The following is a 25,813-nucleotide window of genomic DNA, read 5'->3' as shown; positions in this document are numbered from 1 at the left end:
ACCGTGTTCAAACGGAGGGCCGCATGAACCGCCCACCGCTGGTCATCGCGGCACCCGACGGCTCACTCCAAGCGGCCGAAGCCCTGCTTCAGGCCGTGGACGAGGCAGCGCGGCACGAGGCAACGAACCGCGCCGGGCGCGGGCACGTCCACGCGCAACGGATCGAGGTCTCGGACGGACAGACTCGCCAAGCCGCCACTCGTGGCCGGGTCGGCCCTGGCGGCCCGTCCGAATCCCCACGACGCCGACCGAAAGCCGTTCGTTCCGGTCGGCGGCCCGGGCGGAGTAACGACACGCCTGGTCGCGAAGATCGTCACGCATGGACGGGGACCAGGAGGACGGGGGCCTTCGAGTGGTGCAGGACGGTGTGGGTGACGCGGCCCAGGTTGGGGCCGAAGCGGCCGGTGTTGCGGTACGCGGCGAGTACGACCAGTTCGGCATCGGCGCTCGCGGCCGTCAGAGCGTGTGCGGCGGAGTCGAGGACGACCTCTTCCGTGACGTGGACGTCGAGGTACTTCTCGCGAAGGGGGGCGACTGCGGCGGCGAGCGTCGCCTTCGCGACGGCCTCGGTGTCCTCGATCAGCCAGGGCGCCGCGGTGAAGGGCGCGCCGAAGGCGGCGACCGCCGGGTACGACCACGTGTGGAGTGCGCGCAGCGGGAGGGATCGTGCGTGTGCCTGGGCGAAGGCGGCCTCCAGGGCGGGAGAGCATTCGGTGTCGGGGACGCCGACGACGATCGAGGTCCGTGCCGATGTCTCCTCGTCCGCCCGGTGTCGGGGGTGTACGACAAGCAGTGGGCAGCGTACGGCTGCCGCGACGGGCAGGCTCACCGAGCCCATGAGCAGGCCGGCGAAACCGCCGAGGCCGCGGCTGCCCACGACGAGCAGCGCCGCGCGATCGCTCACGGTTTCGAGGATGTCGATCGCGTTGGCGATCTCGACCGTGGCGACGACCTCCAGCTCCGGGTGTCGAAGCCGGGCGCGCGCGGCCGCGTTGTCCGCGACGGCCCGCGCGTTCTCGCGGAGTTGTTGCCCGAACCGGTCGGCGGCGCCGCCGAGTTCCACCCATTCCAGGGCGTGCAGCACCTCCAGGACCGTGTGCCGTCGCAGGGCCTCGTCGGCGGCGAGGTCGACGGCGAGATCCGCGGCGGCGGAACCGTCGACACCGACGAGGACGTGTCCGGTGGGCTTGATGCCGTTGTTCGGCGTGTGGCTGATCGTCGCGGCGTCGTCCGACTTGTTCACGGTGACTCCGTATGCACAGTCGTCGACCTGCGCCGAAGCACAGGCGACGATGAGGGTTGACGTTATTTGTTCGGCGGACGCGCCGAGGGGTTGGGACCCCGCCGGCGGTCCAGGTCGTTCATTCCGGTCCCGAGCGTCGAGTTCGTCGGCCGGTCACGAACTCCGATGTGATGCAAAACCAGGAGTATTCGTCCTCGTTCGGTCCCAGTGGCAACAGCCGGTCCAGTCGCTCGACTTCCACCGGATCGGCGACCCGAGTGGATCGTCCGGTGATCGTGGTGGTCCAGCCGGTGCGCTCGGTGACGTCGATACAATCCGCTTGGAACGCGACGACGGAGTCGTGTGCCGCCCGGGCCAACACGGAACCCGTATAGGCCCGAAACACCACACGGTCGCCGTCGAGGGCGAACAGGACGGGATGCACCGCGGGGAGCGCGCCTTCGGTCACCACCACTCGCCCGACCGGCACTTGGGCCATCAGCGCGAGTGCCTCCCGGCGATCGACAGGGGTGTGTGTCATGGGACTTTCGAGCATGTCCTCAGCCTCTGGTCTTTCCGAGACCCTCACCAGGGCCGATCGGCCCTACGGGAAGCCGGCGTCGACATCGTCGCGAGGACCGGCCGACGCCGGGCGTCAAGCATCGGCGGATGGGACGAACACGACCGGTGTGGTGCTGTGGCACAGGCAGTACACGCCGGTCGGGCCGGGGATCGCGGCGGAGTCGATGCCGCTGGTACCCAGGACGAGCAACCGGGCGTCTCGGGCGCGGGCGACCAGTACCTCGCCGGGGCTGCCGTGCACCGGAGCGGCCATGACGCGTTCCGGGGGATTCGGTGTGCGGACGAGGTCGGCCAGGGCGTGCTCCAGGCGTTCCCGGGCCACCGCCGGCGGAGAGTCGGGATGGTCGAGCGTGGGGCGTGTGGTGTCGAGGTCCGCCCAGACCGCGACGACGTCCAGGACCAAGCCGAGTTCGGCGGCCGCACGAGCGGCCCATCGCACGGCGAGCGCGGACGCGCTGTGACCTCGGAGTCGAACGCCCTCGGGGAACGCAGAAGCGGGCGATGCCCGAGACGCATACGAACGACAGGCTCGGCTCCGGGCATGAACACCGCCATGGTTCCGCTTCGCCGGACCCGGACGGCACGACGACGTCCCGATGGATCCACACCGGGCCTCGCCGAGGCAATCGACACCGACGATTGGACCCGAAAATGACCTCCACCTCCCACCTTCCCCCCCTGGGCGTCCTGGTCGGCTACGACGGCTCGGAAGGCGGCGAACGCGCGCTCCTCTGGGGCGCGAACGCCGCCGCCGAAGCCGAAGTGGCGCTGTACATCACGACGGCCCTGCCCCCGGGTTCCCTGGGCCGACGCGGCCGGCACGGCGCCCTGACGAGGTTCGCCGGGGCGCGCACGCCATGGTCGTACACGCCACGGCCAAGGTCCGTGCGGCGTTCTGGTCTACGCCCGCGTGATCGCCGAGCGACTCCAGACAAGCCGCATCAAACTGCTCGACCTGTACGGACCGCACGGCTCTCGCACCCGATGAACACACCGTCGCAGTCGCGGATGCTGATGAGTGCGTGCATTGCAGGCCGCAGTGACAGCGCCGGAGGCAGTGCAGGTTGCCGCTGATGCTGCCGGAGTCCCGGGGACCGGGGCGACGCCCACGAAGCCGGCCAGGCGGTCGGAGCTGCCGTGGCAGCTGTCAACAACGCAGGACCATCCGAGTCACCATCCTGACGCGGCGCACGGGGCCACCTCGACAAAGCCGTTCGGGCCGCGACCGGCTCCCGAGGTGGGGAGGAGACGGCGCGGATTCGTCGGACGATCGCCGGCGCCCCCACCGACGACGGTCCGGCGTCCCCGGGAGCGTCGGCACGTGAACGCCACCTCTCGTCGCGTGCGTGCCGCCGATCGGCCATAGCCGACGGGCGACGTGGGACGCACCGAGAACCGATCAGTGATGGGCGTGCTCGTCGTGTTCGCGTGGGACCACGACCACGGGGCAGTGGGCGTGGTGGATCAGCCCATGGCTCACGGAACCCAACAGCATCCCCTTGAAGCCGTCGAGGCCGCGGCTGCCGACGACCAGACACAGGATCCGTCCACGCCCACGACGATCGTCGGCGGGTCGGCGGTGGCGTGCTCGGGGTTCCGCACGATCACCACGGGGCACGCGGCGTGCGCGGCCACCGGCACGGCGATGCTTCCACTGGTCATCAATTCGCCGATCGAGGACAGCCGGCGCGACCCGAGCACCACCAGGGCCGCCCCCCGCGCCTGGTCGCACACAACCTTCGCGGGCGTACCGTCGACCAGGGTCTCGGACAGTTCCAGATCCGGGTGCCGACCCTCGACCGACATCCGGGCACGATCGAGCGCCGTCTGCCCGGCGCTGTGGAAGATACCGCTCCACGTCCGCCACGGCTTGGTCGTGTCCGGGTCGTGGTCGGCACCCACCGGCCAGTCCAGCGCGTGCACCAGGCGAAGCGGCAGACCGCGACGAGCATCGGCGCACCGGCTCGCCGTCGGGTTCGGCGCGCTGTCCAAGCGCGTCTGCGGCGAGGATGCGGGTCGGCGCCGCCTCACGGTGCTTTGCGGGTCGCGGTGTGGTGCCGTCGTGGGTACCTGGCGGAACGTCCCGCGCGTCGTGCGCCAGGGGGCCCTCTCGAGCGTGGCCACTCGGCCCTGTGAACGGTTTCCCGTTGGAGAGACGGTGAGCACACGGCCCATCCACTCGGGGGGCGGCCGTCGGGTCGGCACCCGGCGTACCGGAAAAGGGGATACGACATGAGCTCGTCGCACGGACACCGGCTGATCACGCGCTTCCATCTGCCCAACCGTAGGACCGCCCCGCAGTCGGACGTCACGACTCCCGCCGCTCTCCCGGCGGCGGCCGACACGCGGTGGAGCACGTCCGCTTCGGTGCGCCCCGCCGAGGCTGCGACGGCGGGTCTACGCGTCCTGCTGGGTGTCGTCTTCCTGTGGGCCTTCCTCGACAAGACCTTCGGCCTGGGATACGCCACCCACAGCGGCAAGGGCTGGGCCGACGGCGGCTCCCCCACCGAAGGGTTCCTGTCGCACGTGAACGTCGGCCCCATGGCCTCCACCCTGCGCGGCTGGGCGGGTGCGGGATGGGCCGACTGGCTGTTCATGCTCGGACTGTTCGGCATCGGAACCGCGCTGATCCTCGGCATCGGACTTCGCCTCGCCGCCGCTGCCGGCACCGCCATGATGGGCCTGATGTGGATCGCCGAGTGGCCCCCCGCCAAGCACCTCGACAGCGGCGCGCCCAGCATGTCCACCAATCCCTTCGCCGACTACCACCTCGTCTACGCCGCCGCGATCGTCGTACTGGCCACAGCAGCGGTCGGAAGTCGGCTGGGCCTGGGTGCCCGCTGGGCCGCCCTGCCCACGGTCCGGCGCAACCCTTGGCTGCTCTGAGCACCGGAATCGGCCACGGGACGGGCTTCGACAACGGCACGATCCTCCTCGCTCGGGAGGGCACTTCGGCGGCCGATCACTGCTTCTCTCACCGCTCGATGCGCAGACGACTCGATTCGGATTCTCGCCGGGACCCCGCGCGGACACCGCGACGTTCCCGGCGTTGTCGTCGGCGTCCGGCTCGACAACGACCGATGGCCCGCCGTTTCGCGAAAGGCGAGGCGGGCCAGGAGTCTTCGCGGCGCCCCGCCGGGTAGCCGCGCCCCTACGACCACGACCGCGTCTCCTTTCCGAACGGCGGATCACCATGCGCGACGTTTCACCCGTGTCTCCTTCGCCGCCTCACCCGGCGGGGCCTGGGGCGTTCACGGTCGGACTGACCAGCCGTCAGGCCGCGGTGCAGTTGGGTCTGCACGGCCCCAACGCGGTGTCGCGGGCCGCACCGACCCCGGTATGGGCCCGGATCGCGGCACAGTTGCGTGACCCCCTCGTGCTGGTCCTGCTCGCTGCCGCAGCGTTGACCGGGGCGACCGGTGACACCGCCGACACCGTGATCATCTGTCTCGTGGTGGTGGTGAACACCGTCGTGGGCGTGGTGCAGGAGATGCGCGCCGATCGTGCGGTGACCGCCCTCGCGGATCTGACGGCTCCCCGAGTCCGCGTCCTGCGAGACGGTGTGGAACGCGAACTCCCCTCCGTGGACTTGGTCCCCATGGACGTCGTGCTCTTGGCCGAGGGAGACGTCGTCCCGGCCGACGTCATGCTGTCCGAGGCATCGGCACTCCTGGTGGACGAGTCGGCGCTGACCGGCGAATCGGTCCCGGTCGACAAGAGCGCGATCGATCCGGCCGGGGAGGTCCTGCCGGAGCACACGCTCAGCGCCGGAACCGTGGTGTTGCGTGGACGGGCGGTGGCCGAAGTGGTGGCGACCGGGGCGCACAGCGCCCTGGGGCGCATCGCGGAACTCATGCACGAACGGTCCGGTCCCACCCCACTGCAACGCCGACTGACCCAACTCGGACGAGTCCTCGCGGTGGCGGTCATCGCGCTTTGTATCGTTGTGTTCCTGCTCGGCCTGTGGCGTGGCGAACCCGCCGAAGCCATGGCGATCACGGCGATCAGCCTCGCGGTCGCGGCCGTACCCGAGTCGCTCCCCGCCGTGGTCACCCTCGCGCTCGCGCTCGGCGCCCGCCGGATGGCCGCACGGCACGCGATCGTGCGCCACCTCCCGGCCGTCGAGACGTTGGGCTCGGTCACGATGCTGGCCACCGACAAGACCGGCACCCTCACCGAGGGCCGCATGGTCGCCGAACGGCTCTGGACTCCCGATGGCACCGCCGAACTCACCGGCACCGGATACGCCCCCGTCGGTCGACTCCTCGTGAACAGCCGGCCCGTCACAGCGGACGCGGTGCCGCACATCCGGGCGTTGCTGACCGCCGGCATGCTCTGCAACGACGCCACGCTCGTGGCGCCCGACGACGACGACGCGTCCTGGCGGGCCCTGGGCGACCCGACCGAGGTGGCCCTGCTCGCCGCCGCCGGCAAAGTCGCCCTGGACCGGGACGAGCTGCGCGCGGCGAACCCGCGCGTGGGCGAAGTGCCGTTCGACAGCGAACGCAAACGGATGACCACGATCCATCGCGCGCCCAACGGGCGAGTTCACGTGATACTCAAGGGCGCGCCCGAAGTCGTACTCGACGCAAGGTTCGTCACGGCCGACCCGCACGCGCTCAGGACCGCACGGCACGCGGCGGACACCCTGGCCGCCGAGGGCTACCGGGTCCTGGCCCTCGCGGCCGGCGACTTGGACGAGGCGCCGACGCGAGGCGAGGAGGCCGAGGCGGGCCTGACCCTGCTCGGGCTGATCGCGATCGACGACCCGCCCAAAACTGCCGCCCGCGACACGGTCACCGCGTGCCGAGCCGCCGGCATCACACCCGTCATGATCACCGGCGACCACCCGGCGACCGCCCGCGCGATCGCCGTGCGACTGGGAATCCTCGACGACCGTGACGACACGGTCCTCACCGGCGCCGACCTCAACGAGGAACCCGAAGACATCACCGCCACGCGAGTGTTCGCACGAACCACCCCCGAGCAAAAACTCACGATCATCCGAGCGTGGCGCTCCCGTGGCGCCGTGACCGCGATGAACGGCGACGGCGTCAATGACGGGCCGGCCTTGCGCCACGCCGACATCGGCGTGGCCATGGGCAAACGCGGCACCGAAGTAGCCCGCCAAGCCGCGGACCTGGTCCTCGCCGACGACGAGATCTCCACCGTGGTGGCCGCCGTGGAGGAAGGCCGCCGGGTCTACGACAACATCCGCCGCTTCCTCGCGTACGCGCTCTCCGGCGGGGTGGCCGAGATCGCCGTCATGCTCGTCGGCCCAGCCCTCGGCATGCCGATCCCGCTGGTCGCCGCCCAAATCCTGTGGATCAACCTGCTCACCCACGGTCTCACCGGTGTGGCCATGGGCGCCGAACCCGCCGAAGCCGACACCATGCGCCGCCCGCCACGACCTCCGGAGCAGAGCATTCTCGGCGACGGACTGTGGCAGCGTGTCCTGGGCCTGGGCGCCGTCGTAACCACCGTCACCCTGGCCGCGGGCGCATGGGCCGAACACAACGGCCACGAATGGCAGACGTTGCTCTTCCTGACCCTGCTCGCCGCCCAACTCGGCGTCGTCATGGGCCTGCGCACGCGTCCCTTCGGCCACGCCAACCTGTTTCTGCCCGCCGCGGTCGCCGCCTCCGCGGTGCTCGGCCTGGCCGGTGTGTACGTACCCGCACTGCGCGAACTCCTCGACACACGAGCCCTGCCGGCCGGTGACCTCGCGATCGCTCTCGCGGGCGCCGTCATCGGCTTCGTCGCCGCCCGCGCTTTCCGCCGGATGAACACGGTCCCGCGCCATGGGAAGGACGACGAGGCGTGAATCGACCGCGAGGCAGCGGCCTCGCGAGACCACGACCGCAGCCCACCAGGGTTCCTCGGTTCGTCGTCGGGCGTCTTCACGGACGGCCCGTGCGGGGGCCGGGCGTCGGGGTCGGGCCACCGGCCCCGGGCGGGCGGGTACGGGGCAGCTCGCGTCCGGCCGCGATCAACTCGCGCACCAGCGTGTCGAACACCGGCGTTCGTTGATCGTCTCGTGGGACGCGGGCTCGGATCGGATGATGACAGCAGCTCACGAGTGGGTCAACGAGCGGATCGCGCCCCGGTTCGGTTCGGTTCCTGGGGCGCCGGCGGACGCCGACGAAGCGACGCCGCCGTAGGCGAACGCCTCCCTCTCCCGCGGCGGGCCGACGGTGTGGATGAGCAACCAGGACGCGGCGAAGATCGGCGTCTCGGCAACGACTGGATCGAGGCGGTCGACCGCAACGGCGTCGTCGTCGCCCGCGCGGTCGTCTCCCACCGCATGCCGGAGGGCACCGTCTACATGCACCACGCACAGGACCGGCTCATCGACGTCCCCCGCACCGAGACCAACGGCCGGCTCCAGTCGCTGCTGCCGGCCTACCCCGACGAGCATCTTCGCGAGAACGCCCACCTGGCCCGCGAGGTGACGGCGGCCCTGCCCGGGCCGGTAGCAGCCCCGCTGTATCGGTTCCTCGACCACGCCGAGGCCACCGATGTCGACGATCTGGCCGCCGAATACGTCGCCGTCTTCGACAACCGCAGGCGCTGCTGCCCGTTCCTGACCTACTACGCCCACGGAGACACGCACAAACGTGGAGTCGCGCTCCTGAGCATGAAGCAGACCCACGCCGCCGCCGGCCTGCGCCTGTCCGACGACGAACTCCCCCGACCACTTGGCCGTCGTTCTGGAGTTCGCCGCAGCCGAACCCGTAGCCGGCCGCAAGCTGTTGCTGGAGCACCGGGCCGGGCTGGAGTTGCTGCGCCTGGCCCTGCGCGACGCGTCCGCTCCCAGGGCGGACGTCCTGGAATCGGTGTCGGCAACCCTGCCCCCGCTCCGAACACGCTCGGCAAGACCCGCGCCGCGCTGCCCGAGACGCCGTGACCTCGTGCGTTCGTGGCAGGCAGTTCGTGGCGATCGTGTGGTTCGGACCGGTGTCGAGCGCGCCCGCGGGCGTCGGCTTGACGGTGGGTTTTCGTAGTCCGGCCCCACCGCCGCGGCGTCCGGCAGGGTCCCGTGGAGCAACGGTCAGGCAACGGTCGGCCGGATGTCCGAGGGTGCCGATTCGGAAGAACCGCGCCCTCGGACACCGACGTTCGCCTACCACCTCAGGCCGCCGGCCCCGAATGGGCGGTTGCGCGACCATGGGGACGACGGGCCCGCCGGTCGGCGGGGTCAGTCCTGTCCGAGCCAGAGGTCCGGTCCGAAGACCTCGTAGTGGATCGCCTCCGCAGGCACACCGCGACGCAGCAGGTCGCCGCGTACCGTCCGCATGAAGGGCAGCGGGCCGCAGAGGAACGCGGTCAAACCACTCGGGAGTTCGAGTGCGCCGACGTCGGCCTGGCCGACGGAGGCTTCCTCGTCGCCGGGCTCCTCGTACCACAGGTGGAGGCCGGCGTGCGGCAACGCCTGGACGAGACGCCGCTGTTCGTCGCGGTGGGCGTGGTCGGCAGGGCTGCGATCGGCGTGGACGACGACCACCGGGCGCGTCGCACCGGTGGCCGCCAAGTGGTCGAGCATGGCCAGCATCGGGGTGGCGCCGATTCCGGCGGAGGCGAGAAGCAAGGGACTGTCGCCGTCGGGCAGGACGAGGTCGCCGAAAGGCGCCGAAACGGCCAGGACGTCACCCACCCCGGCGTTCCGGTGCAGCCAGGAGGAGACCTCGCCATCCGGGCTCGCCCCGCCGTGGACTCGCTTGACGGTGATGCGCCAGTGCGCGGTGCCGGGTGCGGCCGAGAGGCTGTACTGGCGGATCTGCCGTGCGCCGTCCGGAAGTTCGACCTGGACGCTGACGTACTGACCAGGCCTGAAGGAGCCCGCGGAGTCGCCATTGGCGGGCTGCAGCATGAAGGAGACCGCGTCGGGGGTCTCCTCGCGTCGCCCGGTGATCTCCATCGGTCGCCAGACCTGCCCCTCGGCAAGCCGGTGTTCCTGATAGAGGCGTTCCTCGGCGGCGATGAGGGCGTTGGCCATGAGCCAGTAGACCTCGTCCCAAGCTGCGGCGACGTCGGGGGTGACGGTACTGCCGAGCACGTCCACTATCGCGGCGAAGAGGTGGTGGTGGACGATCTTGTACTGCCCGGACGTGATGCCCAGAGCGGCGTGCTTGTTGGCAATCCGTGCGAGCATCGCGTCCGGCCGGACGTCGGGCCGCTCCACGAGCATGGTGGCGAACGCCGCGATGGATCCGGCCAGCGCCTGCCGCTGTTCTCCGTTGGCCTGGTTGCCCCGGTTGAACAGGTCTCGCAGCAGTTCGGGATGGTCGTCGAACATGCCGACGTAGAATCGTTCGGAAATGTCCCCGAGGGCCGAGCCGACGACGGGCAACGTGGCACGGATGACCGGAGTGGATTGCTCGGACAGCACGATTTCCTCCAAATTGGTGATGATCTTCGCATTCAGTCGCGCGCAATCACCGCCTCGGCGAGCGAGGCGGGCTACGGAACGGCGGGTCAGGTCTGTTCGCGCACGCCGAGTTCGATCGGCATCGGAGCGCTCGGTCGTGCCACCAGGTCGGCAACCGGTCAGCGAACCCCGCGGTCCGCGCTCGTCACGCGACATGCGTCAAGGATCATTTCCCACCCATGAATCCAACAGGGCCGTTCGGCCCTGGGTACCGCACGTGCTTGGAAGGCACTGGCACGCAGGCGACGTCCGGTCCGGAGGGAGAGCCGCAGCACCGACCGGCGACCGCGGCGACGCGTAGCCCACCAGCACCGTGGGGATGCCGATGAGTACCGCGCTGCGCCAGGCTCCGCAGCGGCCCGAGACGGCCGCAGTCGGCGCCGCTTTCCGGAAGGGGCCGGCCGGGCGGCCGGCAGACGACGCACCCGTGCGCCGCGCCGTGTCAGGTGTCGCGTGCTCTCGATCAGGTTGTGCGCGCCGGGAACGTGGTCGCCGCGGGCATGGGGGCGGGCGTCTGCGCGCATGGTGGTGTCGGGGCGAGGGTGCGTCAGAGCAGGCTGTTCTCGGGGTAGTTGCCGCTGGGAGTGACGATGGTCCCGGCGTTGCCGCGCAGGATCTCTTCGGCCTGGTCGAGTGCGCCGATGGCGGCCATGTCACCGGTCGTCTCGACGAATCGGCAGGCGGCGTCGACCTTGGGGCCCATGGAACCGGCCGGGAAGTCCTCGGCGCGTAGTTGGGTGGGGGTGGCGTTGGCGATCTCGCGCGCTTCGGGGGTGCCGAAGCCGCGCATGACACGGGAGACGTCGGTGAGCAGCAGGAGGGCGTCGGCGTCGAGTGCCTCGGCGAGGAGTGCGGCGGTGAGGTCCTTGTCGACGACGGCCTCGACGCCGGTGAGTTGGCCCAGTTCGTTGCGGACGACGGGTACACCGCCGCCGCCGGCGCACACGGCGACGGCGCCGGAGTTCAGCAGTTGGCGGATCAGTCGGGTCTCGACGACCCGGGCGGGTTTGGGCGATGGGACTACGCGGCGCCAGTGGGCGCCGTCGGGTTTGACCGTCCAACCGCGTTCGGCGACCAGGCGTTTGGCCTCGTCCTCGGTGTAGACGGGGCCGACGAATTTCGTGGGGTCGTCGAAGGCGGGGTCGGCGGCCGAGACCAGGGTTTGGTTGATGAGGGAGCAGACCTGGCGGCCGGGGAGGGCGTTTTGCAGCGACTGGAGGAGCCAGTAGCCGATCATGCCCTGGGTCATCGCGCCCAGGACGTCGAAGGGGTAGGGGCGGCTGATGCTCTGGTCGGCGGCGGATTGCAGGGCGAGTACGCCGACCTGAGGTCCGTTGCCGTGGGTGACCACGAGTTCGTGTTCGCGCGCGAGCGGGGCGAGTGATTTGACGGCCTTGTGGATGTTGTCGAGCTGGATGTCGGCGTCGGGCTTTTCCCCGCGTCGAAGCATCGCGTTTCCGCCGAGGGCGACGACGATGCGCATGTCGGTGTTCCTCTCGTTCGAGCCGGTCGGTTCGGGCGCACGGCACCGGGTCCCGGTTGATCGGAAGTCGGAGGTCGGAGGTCGGTCGGAGGTGCCCGAGGCGCGTGTTGCGGTGCGGGGTCTGGTGTGGTCAGTCGCCGAGGGTGGCGACCAGGACCGCTTTGATGGTGTGCAGTCGGTTCTCCGCTTGGTCGAAGACGATCGAGATCTCCGATTCGAAGACCTCCTCGGTGACCTCCAGGGCGTCGAGTCCGGTCTTTCGAAAGATCTCCTCGCCGACCTTGGTGGCGCGATTATGGAAGGCCGGGAGGCAGTGCAGGAACTTGACGGCAGGGTTGGCCGTGGCCTTCACGACATCCGCGTTGACCTGGTAGGGCTTGAGTTGGGCAATACGGGTGTCCCAGATCTCCTTGGGTTCGCCCATGGAGACCCACACGTCGGTATAGAGGAAGTCGACGCCCGCGACACCCTGGGTGATGTCCTCCGTGTGGGTGACGGTGGCGCCGGTGCGGGCCGCGACCTCCTTCGCGCGCGCGACGATCGCGTCGTCGTTCCACAGTGCCTTGGGGGCCACCATGCGCACGTCCATGCCCAGCATCGCCCCCGTGACCAACAGCGAGTTGCCCATGTTGTTGCGGGCGTCGCCGAGGTAGGCGAACGAGAGCCGGTGCAACGGCTTGTCGCCGTGCTCGCGCATGGTCAGCATGTCCGCGAGCATCTGGGTGGGGTGCCACGCGTCGGTCAGCCCGTTCCACACCGGCACACCGGCGTACCGACCGAGGACTTCGACATCGGCCTGGCTGTGTCCCCGATATTGGATTCCGTCGTACAACCGCCCCAGCACCCGCGCGGTGTCCTTCATCGACTCCTTGTGGCCGATCTGCGAACCGGACGGGTCCAGGTATGTGACGCCGGCCCCCTGGTCGTAGGCGGCGACCTCGAACGAACAGCGCGTGCGCGTCGAGGTCTTCTCGAAGATCAACGCGATGTTCTTGCCGGCCAGCCGCTTTTGCTCGACGCCCGAGTACTTGGCTGCCTTCAGTTCGCCCGCGAGATCGAGAAGAAACCGGAACTCCTCCGGAGTGAAGTCGAGTTCCTTGAGGAAATTGCGATGACGCAGATTGAAGGCCATGGTCCGTCGTCTCCTGAAATTTCGTCGGGTGGTGTGCGGCCGGTGAGTCGCCGTGCCGGCGGGAGGTGGAAACGGCTTCACGTTCGATGGGGCGACTCACGCAGCGCGGTGCGCCTCGGCCTCGGCGCGGTTCGCTTCCTCGGGTCGGCGAACACGTCGTATTCCTCGTGGGCTCTCTTGACCTACAGGAAAGCGAAGGTCGTCCTTGTTCGTCGTCGTCGGGCGTTCGAGGTCGGGGTGGTGCAGGATCACCTGCTTGAGCCGACCGGTCTCCGAATCGGCGTGGAAGCCCATGGAACGGTCCTTTCGATGGTGAAGCGAGTGCTCACAAACGGGGGTGTCGGCTCCGTGTCGGCCGGGTCGTTCACGAGCGCGGGTCGACGGTGACGTCGGGCGTGTCGGCGCCTCGTCGCGGAGGACCTCGTTCTTTCCGGGGCCGTACTCGCCGTGTTCGGCCGTGACCCGGATGTACACGGGGGATGCCGAGAAGCAGCACCGCGAGGACACCGACGCTTACCAGGCTGAAGGCCAGGATGCCGATCTTCCCGGACTTGGCCAAGGTGGCCGGCAGCGGGACGATCCTGGTGCCGACGACTCCGCCGACGACAAGCGTCGAGGCTTGGGAGAGCCCGAGTCCCGTAAAGGTTCGTCGCCGTCGGCCGGCGATGCGGACGTGTGCGATGCCATCGCGCCGACGGGCGCGGGTGCCTGATTCATCGCTCCCCCTCGATGTCGATGGCAGCACGGCCGGAAACCACGCTGCGGTTGAATTCTCCACCCCGGTCGGGCTGTTGGACATCGGCCGCACGTCCCCCATCGACGGGGAGGAAGCCCTCGCTCGGTATGGGACCTTCGGCCCTTCCGCCACCGGTATCCCCGTTCCGAGCCGGTAGCAGAGACCGTGGTGCCCCGGATCCGCAGGTGGAGCCCCGGTCGGTGACGCATGTTTCAGTGCGGCGTACAAGGAGAGAATCCTGGCCGAGTACGAGGGCCTGGACAAGCAGGGCAAGGGCGCCCTGCTCCGGCGGGAGGGCCTGTACTCGTCGTTGATCTCCGCGTGGCGGCAGCAGCGGACGACGGCGCGCGGGTGGCGCTCGCGACCCCGCCGGGCGCTCCCGCGGGCCGACCCGCGGGAGCGGGAGATCGCCCGCCTGGAGCGTGAGATCGCGCGACTCCGCGGTGAGTTGGGCAAGGCCCGAACCGTGATCGAGGTGCAGGAAAAACTCTCCGCGCTGCTGGATCAATTCGCCACCGGCAGCCCGGACACGAGCACGGGCGAGAAGGCCTGACGTTCGACAACCGAGCGCGCGGAGACCGCCGACACCGACGGGCCCTCGGAGTGGGACGGCTTCACCCTCGAGGAGCGCCGCCGGTGGGACGGGGTGAAACTGTCGACCTTGGCGAGCGGTCAAGAACTGCGCCTGCTCGGCGATGCCCATCGATCATCGTTTCCGAGCCTGTTCTCCGCGTCGTTGCCCGGCGTCCAGTACAGCAGCGGTCGTGCCGTCGACGTGCCGTTCACCAATTTCGAGTTCGTCGACGAGCCGACGCGGACCGCCCTGCGCGGCGATCGCGCGCCCGTTCGGCGGCGTGCAGATCGTCGCCCGGGACCGGGCGCCGTCGTGGAGACGGGCGTGGACGCCGTGCGTGTCGAACAGGACGTCGGGCAGCTGCAGGCGCGGCGCCCACATCAGGTGGGCGTTGTCGTCCCAGGGGCATGGGTCGCGGGTGAGGGCGCGTTCGTGATCGGGGTCGCGGTCGGCGCGGACATGGCGGTGGGTGGGAGTGGTGGGGGTGCCGCGGGCGTTCATGAATTGGGCGAGGCCGTGGTGCCATCCGGTGGCGGAGCGTCCGCCCATGGCGGTGGTGAGGGCGAAGTAGCCCAGGCGGGTCCAGGGGAAGACGATCTCGCGGAAGGGCCGGCGCAGCCGGGCGAGCCCCCGGGTCAGGAGCGGCCTCGGATGCGGTCCAGGTCCGCGTCGAGGACGGCGAGATCCGGGTGGTCCCGCAGCTCCTGTTCCCGCGCCCAGTCCTCGAGGTCGGCCTCGTGCGCGGTGCGCACCCTGTCGACGCTGGTGTCGGTGAGGATCGCGAGCAGCTCCGCGTGCGTGTCGCTCAGGCCGCGGTAGCGGTTCGCGGGTGCAAAGGAGGAGGCGGCCTCGGCGGGGAGAGTGGAGCCGGCCGCAGTAAGCCCGTCGACCAGCCAACGCCGAAACGGCGTGTCCTGGGTCCTCCAGGCCGGGTCGTAGTCCTCGAACCCGGTATCGGGATCGTCGAGATCACCGACCAGCCACCGCCGGAACAGCGAATCCCCGGCGCTCCCGGCCGGGTCGTGATCGCCGTGATCGTCGTGATCGGGAGCATCGGAGGCGGAACCGAAGGCAGCCATGGTCGAAGCCTCACCACGCCCGCGGTGGCGTACGCGAAATCCACCCGCACGAGTGACATCCCGACCAAGGCCATACGAGGTTCGCCGTGAAGGTGAGGCCGCCGACGAACACCGCGGGCCCTCGGGTGCGCAGCAGGGTCGGCATCGCGCGGGGCGGGAATCGTGCGGGTTCGATCGAGGACGTCCACCGGGCGCCCGCTGTGGTGCCGTCCCGGCCTGCCGCCCTCCACAGCTCCGCGCGCACATCCGGATCGCCGGTGTGTCCTTCTCGCCCGAGGTGAATTCTCAACGCGTTGCCCGGCCTTCTCACACCCTGCAGCACCGCAGCCCAACCGACCCCACGCCATGGACCACACCCGACACCACACACCGAAACCCCAGGTCACACAACACATACCGACCTTCTCAATCGGTGCCGCACCCCAGGTCAGAACACCACATCCACGCAACGCGGCTGAGAAAGTGTTGGGCAACTGATCGTTTTCGGTCTGTTGTGTAGATCCTTGGTGTGGTTTGTCGGCGGCAGCTCACGATCGCGGGCATGTGCGTGTGTGTCTGCAAGCCGCCCTACGACTCGTCGTTGACGGATCGGCAATGGGCTTTGATCGAGCCGTTGTTGCCGGTTCGGGACCCGACGCGGGGTGGTCGGCCGTTGAAGTTCCCGCGTCGGCTGGTCGTCGACAGCATCCTGTACGTCCTGGTGTCGGGGTGTGCGTGGCGGATGATGCCGCGCGACCTGGTGCCGTGGGACGCGGCGTATCGGTGGTTTCGGGCGTGGGCCGCGGACGGGACGTGGGAGCGGGTCCACGACGCGTTGCGGGACCGGGCGCGGATCGCCGACGGTCGGGATCCGCAGCCGTCGGCGGCCGTGCTCGACGCGCAGACCGCGCACAGCCATCAGGGCGGCGAGGCGATCGGTTTCGACATGGGCAAGCGCACCCGCGGCCGCAAGCGGCACATCCTCGTGGACACGTGCAGTCTGTTGTTGAAGGCGGTCGTGCACGGGGCGAACGTGCAGGACCGGGCGGGGGCCAAGCTCGTCCTTGCGGGTCTGTCGACGGCGATTCCGCTGGTGGGGCTGGTGTGGGTGGACGGCGGATACGTCAATTCGGTCGACGACGGCCTGATCGGGTGGGCGGAGGAGAACGCGGGCGTCAGACTGGAGGTCGTTGCTCGGAACGCGGATCTGAAGGGCTTCCACGTCCTGCCGCGCAGGTGGGTGGTGGAGCGGACGTTCTCCTGGTTGGGGCGGTGCAGAAGGTTGGCAAGGGACTACGAACGCAAGACGGCGCACGCCGAGGCCATGATCAAGGTCGCCATGATCCGACTCATGGCCGCCCGCCTCGCCGGCGAGGAGATCACACCCAACGGCCCCATCGAGACCGAAGCCGCACGACGCCTCGACGAGGACACCAAACGCCAATAGCCCCCGGTTGCCCAACACTTTCCGAGCTTGTTCTTTATCCCCGGAAAGGTCGTTCCTGCCGGGGTTTGTGCGTTCGCCGGACAGAAGCGCGGCCGCCCTGGAAGCTTCGAAATGTCGAGTAACGAAGCAAACAGGAACGGCCGCTGTGACGAGTCTTCTGCAGGATCCCGCCCGCGTCGAGTCCCTGAACGTGTTGTCCCGCTTCAGGACGGACTTCCACGACTGCCTCACCACGCGCGCGGACGCGTTGTTCGAACTGACGGACGCGCTCTCGTGCGCCGACGGCGCCGTGACGTCCCTGGTCGACCTCACCCTCACACCGGAACACCGGCGCGGCCACGGTGCCCTCTACGACGCGCTGAACAGCGGCAGGATCGACGAGGAACGCCTGCGGACCGTCCTGGCCGGTCTGCCGCTGCCCAGATGCGCGGACGGCCGGATCGTCCTCGCCGTCGACGTCAGCCCGTGGCTGCGCTCGGACGCTCCCACCAGCGCGGAACGCCTGTTCTGCCACGTCTACGGACGCGCAAAAAGCAAGTCCGAGCTGATCCCGGGTTGGCCGTACTCGTTCGTCGCCGCGTTGGAATCCGGACGCACCTCCTGGACCGCGATCCTGGACGTCGTCCGCCTGGGACCGACACACGACGCCACGGCGGTGACCGCGAACCAACTCCGGTCCGTGGTGGGCAGGTTGACGAAGGCGGGTCACTGGAACGAGGGCGATCCGGACATCGTCGTCGTCATGGACGCGGGCTACGACGCCACCCGCCTGGCGTTCGTCCTGGCCGATCTGCCCGTCGAGGTCGTGGGCCGGATCCGCTCGGATCGGGTGATGCTCCACCCGAGACCGCACCGACAGCCGGGCACCAACGGCCGCCCGCCCAAACACGGACCCGCGTTCGCGCTCGACCGATCCGCCACCTGGTCGGAGCCGACCCACACGACCGTCACCGAGACCACCCGCTACGGCACTGCCAGAGCCGATGGTTGGGACAGGATGCACCCACGACTGACCCATCGCACGAGTTGGCTCGATCACGACGGCGAACTCCCCGTCGTCGAGGGCACATTGGTCCGTCTGCGCGTCGACCGCCTGCCGGGTGACCGCGACCCCAAGCCCGTCTGGCTGTGGTCGTCGAAAACCGGGGCCACCGCGAGCGACGTCGACCGCCACTGGCGCTCCTACCTCCGGCGATTCGATCTCGAACACACCTTCCGCCTGTTCAAGCAGACCCTGGGATGGACCCGTCCGAAGATCCGCACGCCCCAGGCAGCCGACCGCTGGACGTGGCTCGTGATCGCCTGCCACACCCACCTCAGGCTCGCCCGAACCCTCGCCGCGGACCTGCGTCGCCCCTGGGAGAAGCCCGCCGAACCGGGGCGACTGACCCCGGCCCGGGTCCGCCGCGGGTTCAGGAACATCCGCCCGAACCTCGCCCAGCCGGCCGGCGCACCGAAACTCGGAAAACCCGGCCCGGGACGCCCTCCCGGTTCCAGGAACCTTCGACCCGCACCCCGCTACGACGTCGGCAAAACCATCAAACGCGAGCGCACCCTCACGGCCCACCACGAGCGCACAGGATAAAGACCAAGGCGTCGCAGGTATTCGGGAATCGCGTCCTTCCCTCGGAGTCTGCCGGTGGACGTAGACGCCTTGGGCATGGTCGAACAGGTGCGCATCGGCGAGCACACGCTAACCATGACGCTTCCGGTGCTCGGAGACACCATGGGGTTGTTGCAGGCGCCATCGGGCTACCCGGGCGGGCCGCTTCCCCCGCATATGGTCGAGGCGTTCGAACACCGGTGGGGATACCGCAGTTCCGAGCGGGTCTACTACGTAACGGCGGCGGCAGCCTCCGTCCTGCTGTGGCCCGAAGAAGAGATGTACGACTCGGAAGAGTTCACAAACTTGAGCAAGGCGTTCTTCCCTTGGTTCAAGGCGGCCCAGGAGTGGGCTTCGGTCTGGGCCGGAATGCCTCTCGGGGACTTCGACAATTCACATGAATCGGCTCTCCACATCCCCGACGGTGGCAGGTACATCACTGGGAGCCCCGCACGGATGCGGACCCTCTTCGTCCCGAAGCAGCCGTTGAGTCGAGCCCAGGTGAGCGGGGCGCTTCGCCGTGCTTCCCGAGGTGAACACCTTCCTGTTGAGCATCAGATGCTGCTGTCTGCCGAGGACGCGCAGCTCGGCGGCGATCTTCGTAAGGCAGTCATCGATGCGGCGACGGCAGCCGAGGTCGCCCTCGCGTCCTATGTCGCCGACCACCTCAGGAAGAAGGACCTGGCGTCCGAGTTCATCGACGAGATGATCAAGGACGTCAACGGTGTGGCGAACCTGCACGTGCTGTGCACACGCCTGGGCGGCGAGCCGGGCGTCTCCAAGAACAGGCTCACAACAGAGCTGGCGGACATCAGGAACAAGGCCGCGCACGGAGGAAAGATCCCCACCTCACGAGAAGCGATCGTCGCCGGCAAGCATGCCGTGACCATCGTCCGCGCGCTTCGGCCCCTACCCCAAGTCTGACCAGGGGCTCAGCCGCACCACCCACGAGCTTCTTCCGATCGCACAACGCGTCGGTGAAGGCCGGGAGTGTGGAAGGAGAGCGTCATCGTGCGCGGCCTGGTCGAGCGCGGCGAGCACGGCCGCGGTCGCCGCGTCGGGCGGGCAAGTTGGGCACCGCCGGTCGGGGCGGCTTCGCGCGGCAGGGCGTTCGAGGGATCATCCGGCCACAGAGTCTGCCCGCTCGAAGTAGCGGTCAGGTCGAAACGGGTGCGTTCGCGGCGACCGCGGCCGTCTCACCACAGGGCGGTCTCGATCTCGACGAGGATCAGGCCGGGACCCGTGCGCCGCGCCGTCTCGAACACCTCAGGCCCCGGAGTGTTGGTCCACATATAACCCGGGACCGGCGTTCCCATCGGCCGGCCACAGTGTGAACTCGCGCTGCGTGGACGGCTTCTTGTTGCCCCGCGAAGAGCACATCGTCCGGAAGACTTCCTGCCCAGTGCCCAGTGCCCGGTGCCCCTGTCCGGGGCGGATACGCGTGGAACGGGGCGTGCGCGGGCGACCACGCGGGACCGCAGCTCGCAACCGTGTCATCGCGCACCCGGGAGGGCCGAAACAGGCTGGGCCGTGTCCCCGGACGTGGTGCACGATGGAATCGACCGCGTGTATCGATCGAAAGAAGTCTCGTGGTTGACCCCGAGCTCAAGCACGCCTTGCGCCATCTTCGCTCCGTGAAATCGCAGCAGCCGTCCGATGCGAACTCCGTCGAGTTCGCCGACTGGCGGGAGCAAATCGCTGAGGCCCTTGACGCGTTGGCCTGCCTGTTGCCCCTCGAGGAGGACCGACTCAGGGCCGCAGCGGAGGCGGCCGCGGCACGAGGACAGGCGGCAGAGGCTCGACGAGGTCTAGGCGCGCCTGGGTAATGGCTCAACAACCGGCGTTCCAGGCGCGACTCGCTGAGTGAGAAGCGCGCGGCTGCTCACCGAACTCGGTATGCGCTGATGAAACGCCGGCGAGCCGGATGTCTCGGCGTGTCTTCGACTCGGACGAAATGGTTGGGTGTGGAGGGAGCCGGGGAAGACGGGCGCAGAGTAGTCGCAGAGGCGACCTCGCGCGGCACCGGCGGCTTCAGGTCGTCGTCGCGTGGTGGCCCATCTTGGCCAGGGGCCAAGTGGGGCCGGACGGGTGGTCGAACCACACGTGTTGGGCGCCGTCGGGCTCGACGCGCAGGCCGAAGCGTTCGGGTCCTGGGCGGCCTTGGGCGGCCCAGCGTGCGTGGGTGTGTTCGATGTCGGCCCACACGTCACGTTCGCCGTGCACGGTGACCGCGAACGGGCCCTCGTCCCGGCCGAGATCGTGGTCAATGTCGGCCCAGTTCGCGCCGGTGGCGTCGATCACCCGCAGGGTGCAGCACCAATCCCCCGGCTGCGGGTCGTGGGCGCGGGCGGTGAGGAAGCGGTATCCGGGCAGGGTGGCGCCGACGACGAACGCGGCCTCGGGCTCCTCGGGTTGCACGGCCCACGGCGCCAGGTCCGACACGCGCTCACGTGTGGGGGCGTCGTGGTCCACGGTCGGCGGGCTCTCGTCGTACCCGGCCGCGGCGGTGCGCAGCGGCATGAACGAGCCCAGGGCGGCGAACGGGCCGGTCGCTCCCCCGTCGTCGTCGCGGGTCAGGCGGGCGATGCCGTAGGACACCCACGGCGAGGTCCACGGGACCAGGAGCGTCCCGCCGAGGCGGGTCTGTTCGACCCAGGCGGGAGGGACGATGTGCACGGAGCACGTCGCCACCACGGCGGCGTACGGGGCTCGGGACGGGTGTCCGAGGGTGCCGTCCGCAGTGACGATGTGCGGGTGTACGCCCGCGCGTTCGCACGCGCCACGGGCCGATCGGGCCAGGTCCGGGTCGATCTCGACACTGACCACCTCACGCCCGGTGGCGGCGCGTAGGAGGCAGGCGTTCCACCCGGTGCCGGTGCCGATCTCCAGGAACGGGCCCGTGGTGGGGTCGAGCAGGTCGAGCATGGCCGCCACGACCGAGGGCTGCGAGGCGGACGAGGTGGGCCAGTCCTCACGGCCGGGCGCGCCGTCCATCGCGGTGATCACCGGGATGTCGTCGTACGCCGCGTCCCACCATGCCTGCTCGTCGACGGAACGGTCGACGGGGCTTGTGTCGGTCCAGACGCGGTCCGGCAGGAACAGGTCCCTGCGCACGGTTGCGATCGCCTCGCGCCACCGCGGGTCCAGGCCGGGAATCGTGGTGGCCACGGTGTCCGCGAGTCGTCGGGCATGCGCGAGCGGGTCGTGCTCGGTCACTTGCCGTCCTTGGGGTCGTCCTTCTTGTGCCGCCCCGGCACCGGCGCCGGCTTCGAACCGTCCGGACTCGGTTTCTGCTGACCGAAATCCTTGTCACCCTCGTGCTCACCCACCGCGCGACCTCCCCCACGCTCGACGCACCGTCACAGATCGAGCATCCTCGCCCACGCCACGTGATCGCAAGCTCTTGGGAGCACGACCCATGCACCCGGGCTCGCCCTCTGCGGCCCGGTCGAAGTGCCTCGGTATGTCGTCACGGCGTGGGGTGTGGGAGGAAGACGTGGGGGGTCTTGCCGATCTCGGCCACGAGGATGTCGTCCTGGGGGTCGACGGTTTCGTCGGCGAGCGGGTCGGCGAAGGAGTCGAGGTGGGTGATCGTGTCGACGGCGTCACCGGCCGCGGCCCGGCGCCGCTCGGGTCTCGTCCCCGCGCAGCACGCGCGGATCGCGGCGTACTCGGCCTGCCACGCGTCGGCGTACGCCAGCGCCAGGCCCCGGAACGGCGTCCCCAGCGGCCCGTGGGCCTGCGCCACACGGTCGTCCGAGTTGTCGCCGTACGTCTCGCCAATGGCCGTGCACACCCACTGCACGAGCGCGGCCGTGGTCGCCGCGAACCTCTCTTGGACGGCGAACTCGTCGTGTGGTCCGACGGCCAACTCGCCTTCGACGCGTTGCAGCTTCGGATGAACCGCGCCCGCGCCGCCGCGCAGCGGCGAGTTGGGGGCCGGGCGTTCGAAACCACCGAACTCCCCAACGACACGACGCTCCCGGGGACACGGCCCGCCGCATGACGAGTTCCCCGTCGACGACGGCGGGAACGGCGCGGGAGCCGAAGGGGGCGAGAGCCCGGCCCGGGCTCGCGTCTACGTTGCGGTGGCGTCCAGGGCCTTCGAACGGCCCAGTTCGCCGGTGACGACGGTGGCGGGCGCATCCGGCGCGGACGGGACCTGGACGAGGACGCACGCGAGGAACGTGGTCCGGATCTCGGTGAACGGCCCGTCCCTGCCCAAGAGTGCGATGGTCCTGGGGACGGTTGCCCTCAGGTTCGCTTCGGGCACCAGCGCCTTGGTGTCGATCGCCTTGTCCAGGACGCAGGGGATGAGCCGGGCGCCGGAGGCGGTTTCGAAGACCTGCCGGGTGACGGGGCGGGCGGTGACGGTGGTGATCTGCGACATGCGTTCGTCCCGGCGGGCGTCGTCGAGGACCCTCTTGCGCAGGTCGGTGGTCCAACTCCCGGGCGCGAGGCCCGGATCGGTGGTGTCGGGGCTGTCGCCGCTCACCGACAGCAAAGCCGCGTACCGTTCGCACACCCCGCCCGCCGCCCCGGCGGGGGCCGTGCGCGCGGCACCGGAGGCGTCCCGGGCGACGTCCTCGAGCTTGGGAATGGCCTGACGCTCGGGGCTCGGGCTCGCGCTTGCGGGCGGGTCTCCGACCCACGCGTGGGCGGTGAACACCGCCTTCCACGGCGTGCCGGGCGCGTCCTGCACGAAGTGGACCACCGCCTGGTTCTCGTCGTCGGCGTGGGTGGCGGCGATGGCGACGAACGTGCGGGGATGACCGCTCCCGCGCGGGATCCAGAACCGCGGTTCCAGGTGGGTGAACGGCTCGTAGGGTTTGCGGTCCTTCGTCAGTCGGTCGGCACGGTACGCGGCCAGCGACGCCTCCAGCAGTTCGCCGCCCTCGACGCCGGCGAGGCGGTCGCCGTCCAGCGCGGCGTTGGCGGCGTTGTTCTCGGCGTCGTAGTGCTCCAGGACCTTCCGGGCCTCCGCCTCGGAGATCACCGGCGGGTCGGGGGCCGGCACCACCGTCGACGCGCTCGGCGCGGGCGCGCTGTCCCGGCCGCCACCACCCGACGAACACCCCACCACCACGGTGCCCGCCCACACCAGCACCGCCGTCGCACCCAGACGCTTCGCCCATCCGCGCATACGGTTCCCCCGAACCCCGACCCGTCACCGACCACTCCACACTCCCACGCGCCTCCGACGACGTGGGGCCCGGGTACGGACGACGCGCACACCGCCGTTCGAACGCGCCCGCCGTACCGTGGTCCTGGACCGCGCCGACGTGCTCTCCGGCGAGGCGTTGGAGTATTTCGCCACCCTGGCCGAGGACCCGCACGTCGATCTCGCGCTGATCGCGATCGGCTCCCCCGCCTGGAGCGCGGGCCTGCCCAAACGGGCCCGAACCTGCACTCGCTCATCTACCGCAGGGTCCGCTTGGAACCGTTGACCGATACCGAGGCCCGCACCGTCGTCCCGGGCCTGCACCCGATCCGGGCCGACACCGCCACACGCGAGATCACGGCCGTCAACCATGACGTCGTGGGAACGCTGCGCGGGTGGCGGCGCGTCACTGCGCACCGGCTCGGTACACCGAACCGGACCCCGGGCCGACACGGCGGATAGACCGCCGAGGCATCGACCGGGGCGCGTGCGGGGCTGGGAATCTAATTCGCGGGCCAGAAATCGGCCGGCTCCTTCGACTTCTCGATCACCTCTGCCAAGGCATACGCCCATTCGCGCGACTGAAGCGCGCGTTGTGCCAGCGCCTCGACGTCGACCGGCGAAGGTTCCGAGCGGCCGCGCGTCGACCGAATCTCGGCGATCAGGTGCCGCGTCCCGTACAGACATCGCGCGGCGTCACCGGCCAGGATGTCAACGTCCAAGCGGATCGTCTGGGCGAGATTCCGATCCAGCCAGGGACAGCCGGCTGCGACCAGGCGCACTCGGATGTCTCGGTCCAGGAAACGCCACTCCGACTCGACCATGGCTGCCCACCGTGCGGCCTGCTTGCTCGTCGAGAGGTTCGTCGCCGCTGCGACTTGCTCCACGAAAGCGCACCCTGCGGTGAGGGCTTGCTCCCATACGTCCGTGCTCACTTGCCGTGCCCGCACTCCGCGTCCCGGCCGCGTCCGGGCGGCAACCGTGTTCGTGACCGCGTGTTCGTAGAACTCGTCGGCCTTCGTGACCAGGCTCGCGATGGATGCCTCGGCGCTCGGGCGGATGCAGCTCTGCACGGTCCGGTGGAAATCATCGGCGACCTGGCGCGCGAGAACGAGGACCGCTCGTTGCTCCGAGCGCTCCGCTTGGTCCTTGCCGAGTGCGTTGAGGACGAACAATGCGAAAGGCACGCCGAACAGCAAGCCTGTGAGGCTGGAGAATACGTTCGGCACGTACGCCAAGTGGCCCCAGCCGAACCGCAGATCCCATACCACGCAACCCACGAGCGCCAGCACGCCGCAGAGCACCGAAACCCAGCTGACGACCCTGATGTACGTGGGCGCGCCTTGCCAGTCTTCCTTCAATCTCGCCATGTTCCTCCCTTCGGATCCACAAGCCGGAGACCCCGGGTCGGCCACGGCACGTGGCGCCCTGCGCAACGGCTGCCCTCCCAACGAGGCCCGCCCGCGGACGTCACGTTCGCGGGCGCAACAGCAGACGGTCCACGAGCCCGGCCCGGTCCCGGGCGTTGTCGGCTCGGGCTTCGGCGCGGGCGGTGGTCAGGGCGCGCATCGCGGCCCGACGGGTGTGGAGGGCGGTGTCGTCGCCGGCGTCGGCGACGCTCCGGACACGTGCGAGGGTTCGCTCGAACGGTTGGAGGGGTGTCGCGTGCCGTCGCGCGGCTGGGAGGGCAGGTCTTCGGTATGAGCAGCCGCCTTTCCGACTCCGGTCCCGACCGCCCCGTGCTCCTGCCTTCCGGGGCGGCTTGGAGTACCGACGCCCGATTGGTCGGCGAGGTGCTGGGGACCATGGGGTCGGCTGCCGTGCGCACCCTCGACGACACCCGCTACCTGCGGCCGGCCCTGACATGGCAGATGGCCGCCGAGGTGGTGGGGGACTGCGTCGCTACCGACCACCGTGCCGAAAACCTGCGGGTCGTGTCCTTGCCCGCCTATGCCTTGAACGCGGTGTGGGCCTGTCATGCGGCACTGGTCCGGGCCGCCGACGGCGCCAACGACGACGGCGAGCGCCTGGCCGATCTGCTGTCCGACTACCTCGACTGTGGCCATGTGATCGATCTGCGTGGTGTGATCAGCGCTTTGGAGAGGGTTCTCACGGTGCTCACTCTCGATCTGCCCGCCGCCCGCACATTGGTGGCCCACTTGGTGCTGAACCCGGGGTCGGGCAGCCCGGAGGCCCGGGCGGCGTTGGACGAGGTCCTGCTGGCGTGGCGCGGTGCGGGAGTGGCCTGCTGACACGCACCGACCAGCCCGGGATCGGGATCCGATGGCAACAGGTCGAGTCGGTGACACGGGAAATCCGGGCGTCCTTCTTGGATGTGCGCAGGACGGGGGAAGGGCAGGCAGGTAGCTCGATCGCGAGGGGAATTC

General features: G+C 69.8%; 26 protein-coding genes and 1 pseudogene. 11 read left to right on the top strand and 16 right to left on the bottom strand.

Going from position 1 to position 25,813, the window contains the following annotated elements:
* Positions 1-62 precede the first annotated feature (62 nt).
* The 6 genes from OG928_RS46335 to OG928_RS46310 all read right to left on the bottom strand — a co-directional run bounded on the left by OG928_RS46335 (position 63) and on the right by OG928_RS46310 (position 3,727).
* On the bottom strand, positions 63-191 hold the full coding sequence (locus OG928_RS46335) for a hypothetical protein (protein ID WP_331768038.1): 129 nt from the start codon (positions 189-191) through the stop codon (positions 63-65).
* A gap of 122 nt (positions 192-313) precedes the next feature.
* The gene (locus OG928_RS46330; RefSeq protein WP_331768037.1) at positions 314-1,243 is read right to left on the bottom strand and encodes a universal stress protein; all 930 of its coding nucleotides are present in this window, start codon (positions 1,241-1,243) and stop codon (positions 314-316) included.
* A gap of 118 nt (positions 1,244-1,361) precedes the next feature.
* On the bottom strand, positions 1,362-1,763 hold the full coding sequence (locus OG928_RS46325; protein ID WP_406291996.1) for a pyridoxamine 5'-phosphate oxidase family protein: 402 nt from the start codon (positions 1,761-1,763) through the stop codon (positions 1,362-1,364).
* A gap of 114 nt (positions 1,764-1,877) precedes the next feature.
* Positions 1,878-2,402, bottom strand: a complete 525-nt coding sequence (locus OG928_RS46320; protein ID WP_331768344.1) for a universal stress protein — start codon at positions 2,400-2,402, stop codon at positions 1,878-1,880.
* Positions 2,403-3,203: 801 nt separating this feature from the next.
* Entirely contained in the window at positions 3,204-3,299 is a 96-nt protein-coding gene (locus OG928_RS46315) for a universal stress protein (protein WP_406291994.1), read from the bottom strand.
* Positions 3,281-3,727 (bottom strand): universal stress protein, encoded by a 447-nt coding sequence (locus OG928_RS46310; RefSeq protein ID WP_406291993.1) that lies wholly within the window; start codon positions 3,725-3,727, stop codon positions 3,281-3,283. Before OG928_RS46310 ends, OG928_RS46315 begins: the two co-directional genes overlap by 19 nt.
* 309 nt (positions 3,728-4,036) lie before the next feature.
* Between OG928_RS46310 and OG928_RS46305 the strand changes: the two genes are divergently transcribed.
* The 4 genes and pseudogenes from OG928_RS46305 to OG928_RS46290 all read left to right on the top strand — a co-directional run bounded on the left by OG928_RS46305 (position 4,037) and on the right by OG928_RS46290 (position 8,711).
* On the top strand, positions 4,037-4,690 hold the full coding sequence (locus OG928_RS46305; RefSeq protein WP_331768033.1) for a DoxX family membrane protein: 654 nt from the start codon (positions 4,037-4,039) through the stop codon (positions 4,688-4,690).
* Between the two features lie 307 nt (positions 4,691-4,997).
* Entirely contained in the window at positions 4,998-7,628 is a 2,631-nt protein-coding gene (locus OG928_RS46300; RefSeq protein WP_406291991.1) for a cation-translocating P-type ATPase, read from the top strand.
* 346 nt (positions 7,629-7,974) lie between these two features.
* Positions 7,975-8,186 (top strand): annotated as a pseudogene (locus tag OG928_RS46295) (molybdopterin dinucleotide binding domain-containing protein); the annotation flags it as partial.
* 66 nt (positions 8,187-8,252) lie between these two features.
* On the top strand, positions 8,253-8,711 hold the full coding sequence (locus tag OG928_RS46290; protein ID WP_331768343.1) for a molecular chaperone TorD family protein: 459 nt from the start codon (positions 8,253-8,255) through the stop codon (positions 8,709-8,711).
* A 291-nt stretch (positions 8,712-9,002) separates the two neighbouring features.
* Here OG928_RS46290 and OG928_RS46285 read toward each other — a convergent pair whose 3' ends face one another.
* From OG928_RS46285 to OG928_RS46270, 4 genes are all read right to left on the bottom strand, one after another.
* Complete coding sequence (locus OG928_RS46285) at positions 9,003-10,193, bottom strand: globin domain-containing protein (RefSeq protein ID WP_331768031.1); 1,191 nt, start codon at positions 10,191-10,193, stop codon at positions 9,003-9,005.
* Between the two features lie 586 nt (positions 10,194-10,779).
* Positions 10,780-11,715, bottom strand: coding sequence for a carbamate kinase (arcC, locus tag OG928_RS46280; protein WP_331768030.1), 936 nt, complete (start codon positions 11,713-11,715; stop codon positions 10,780-10,782).
* Between the two features lie 130 nt (positions 11,716-11,845).
* A complete protein-coding gene (argF, locus tag OG928_RS46275) occupies positions 11,846-12,847 on the bottom strand; it encodes an ornithine carbamoyltransferase (RefSeq protein ID WP_331768029.1) in 1,002 nt (333 codons plus the stop codon).
* 96 nt (positions 12,848-12,943) lie between these two features.
* Positions 12,944-13,141: a hypothetical protein gene (locus OG928_RS46270; protein ID WP_331768365.1), complete on the bottom strand. Its 198-nt coding sequence runs from the start codon at positions 13,139-13,141 to the stop codon at positions 12,944-12,946.
* Between the two features lie 163 nt (positions 13,142-13,304).
* Here OG928_RS46270 and OG928_RS46265 point away from each other — a divergent pair, with 163 nt between their 5' ends.
* Positions 13,305-13,559, top strand: a complete 255-nt coding sequence (locus tag OG928_RS46265; protein WP_406291989.1) for a hypothetical protein — start codon at positions 13,305-13,307, stop codon at positions 13,557-13,559.
* A gap of 334 nt (positions 13,560-13,893) precedes the next feature.
* Positions 13,894-14,136, top strand: coding sequence for a hypothetical protein (locus tag OG928_RS46260; protein WP_331768027.1), 243 nt, complete (start codon positions 13,894-13,896; stop codon positions 14,134-14,136).
* Positions 14,137-14,289: 153 nt separating this feature from the next.
* Here the strand turns inward: OG928_RS46260 and OG928_RS46255 are convergent, their stop codons facing one another.
* Complete coding sequence (locus tag OG928_RS46255; RefSeq protein WP_331768026.1) at positions 14,290-14,706, bottom strand: hypothetical protein; 417 nt, start codon at positions 14,704-14,706, stop codon at positions 14,290-14,292.
* A gap of 86 nt (positions 14,707-14,792) precedes the next feature.
* The gene (locus OG928_RS46250; RefSeq protein ID WP_331768025.1) at positions 14,793-15,236 is read right to left on the bottom strand and encodes a hypothetical protein; all 444 of its coding nucleotides are present in this window, start codon (positions 15,234-15,236) and stop codon (positions 14,793-14,795) included.
* A 541-nt stretch (positions 15,237-15,777) separates the two neighbouring features.
* Between OG928_RS46250 and OG928_RS46245 the strand changes: the two genes are divergently transcribed.
* From OG928_RS46245 to OG928_RS46235, 3 genes are all read left to right on the top strand, one after another.
* A complete protein-coding gene (locus OG928_RS46245; RefSeq protein WP_331768024.1) occupies positions 15,778-16,662 on the top strand; it encodes an IS5 family transposase in 885 nt (294 codons plus the stop codon).
* Positions 16,663-16,807: 145 nt separating this feature from the next.
* Complete coding sequence (locus OG928_RS46240) at positions 16,808-18,247, top strand: NF041680 family putative transposase (protein ID WP_331768023.1); 1,440 nt, start codon at positions 16,808-16,810, stop codon at positions 18,245-18,247.
* Between the two features lie 54 nt (positions 18,248-18,301).
* Positions 18,302-19,189 (top strand): hypothetical protein, encoded by an 888-nt coding sequence (locus OG928_RS46235; RefSeq protein WP_331768022.1) that lies wholly within the window; start codon positions 18,302-18,304, stop codon positions 19,187-19,189.
* Positions 19,190-20,296: 1,107 nt separating this feature from the next.
* Here the strand turns inward: OG928_RS46235 and OG928_RS46230 are convergent.
* The 3 genes from OG928_RS46230 to OG928_RS46220 form a co-directional block, all read right to left on the bottom strand.
* Positions 20,297-21,481, bottom strand: coding sequence for a methyltransferase domain-containing protein (locus OG928_RS46230; protein WP_331768021.1), 1,185 nt, complete (start codon positions 21,479-21,481; stop codon positions 20,297-20,299).
* Positions 21,482-21,734: 253 nt separating this feature from the next.
* Entirely contained in the window at positions 21,735-22,136 is a 402-nt protein-coding gene (locus tag OG928_RS46225) for a hypothetical protein (RefSeq protein WP_331768020.1), read from the bottom strand.
* A 207-nt stretch (positions 22,137-22,343) separates the two neighbouring features.
* Positions 22,344-23,408 (bottom strand): hypothetical protein, encoded by a 1,065-nt coding sequence (locus OG928_RS46220; protein WP_331768019.1) that lies wholly within the window; start codon positions 23,406-23,408, stop codon positions 22,344-22,346.
* 300 nt (positions 23,409-23,708) lie between these two features.
* Here OG928_RS46220 and OG928_RS46215 point away from each other — a divergent pair, with 300 nt between their 5' ends.
* The gene (locus tag OG928_RS46215) at positions 23,709-23,888 is read left to right on the top strand and encodes a hypothetical protein (RefSeq protein ID WP_331768017.1); all 180 of its coding nucleotides are present in this window, start codon (positions 23,709-23,711) and stop codon (positions 23,886-23,888) included.
* 41 nt (positions 23,889-23,929) lie between these two features.
* On the opposite strand, the gene OG928_RS46210 is transcribed toward OG928_RS46215, so the two are convergent.
* Positions 23,930-24,796, bottom strand: coding sequence for a hypothetical protein (locus tag OG928_RS46210; protein ID WP_406291986.1), 867 nt, complete (start codon positions 24,794-24,796; stop codon positions 23,930-23,932).
* A 450-nt stretch (positions 24,797-25,246) separates the two neighbouring features.
* Between OG928_RS46210 and OG928_RS46205 the strand changes: the two genes are divergently transcribed.
* The gene (locus OG928_RS46205) at positions 25,247-25,678 is read left to right on the top strand and encodes a hypothetical protein (protein ID WP_406291984.1); all 432 of its coding nucleotides are present in this window, start codon (positions 25,247-25,249) and stop codon (positions 25,676-25,678) included.
* Positions 25,679-25,813 lie beyond the last annotated feature (135 nt).

It is taken from the genome of Embleya sp. NBC_00896, assembly GCF_045207785.1.
GTDB lineage: Bacteria > Actinomycetota > Actinomycetes > Streptomycetales > Streptomycetaceae > Embleya.
This window is presented reverse-complemented; position numbering and strand designations above follow the sequence as displayed.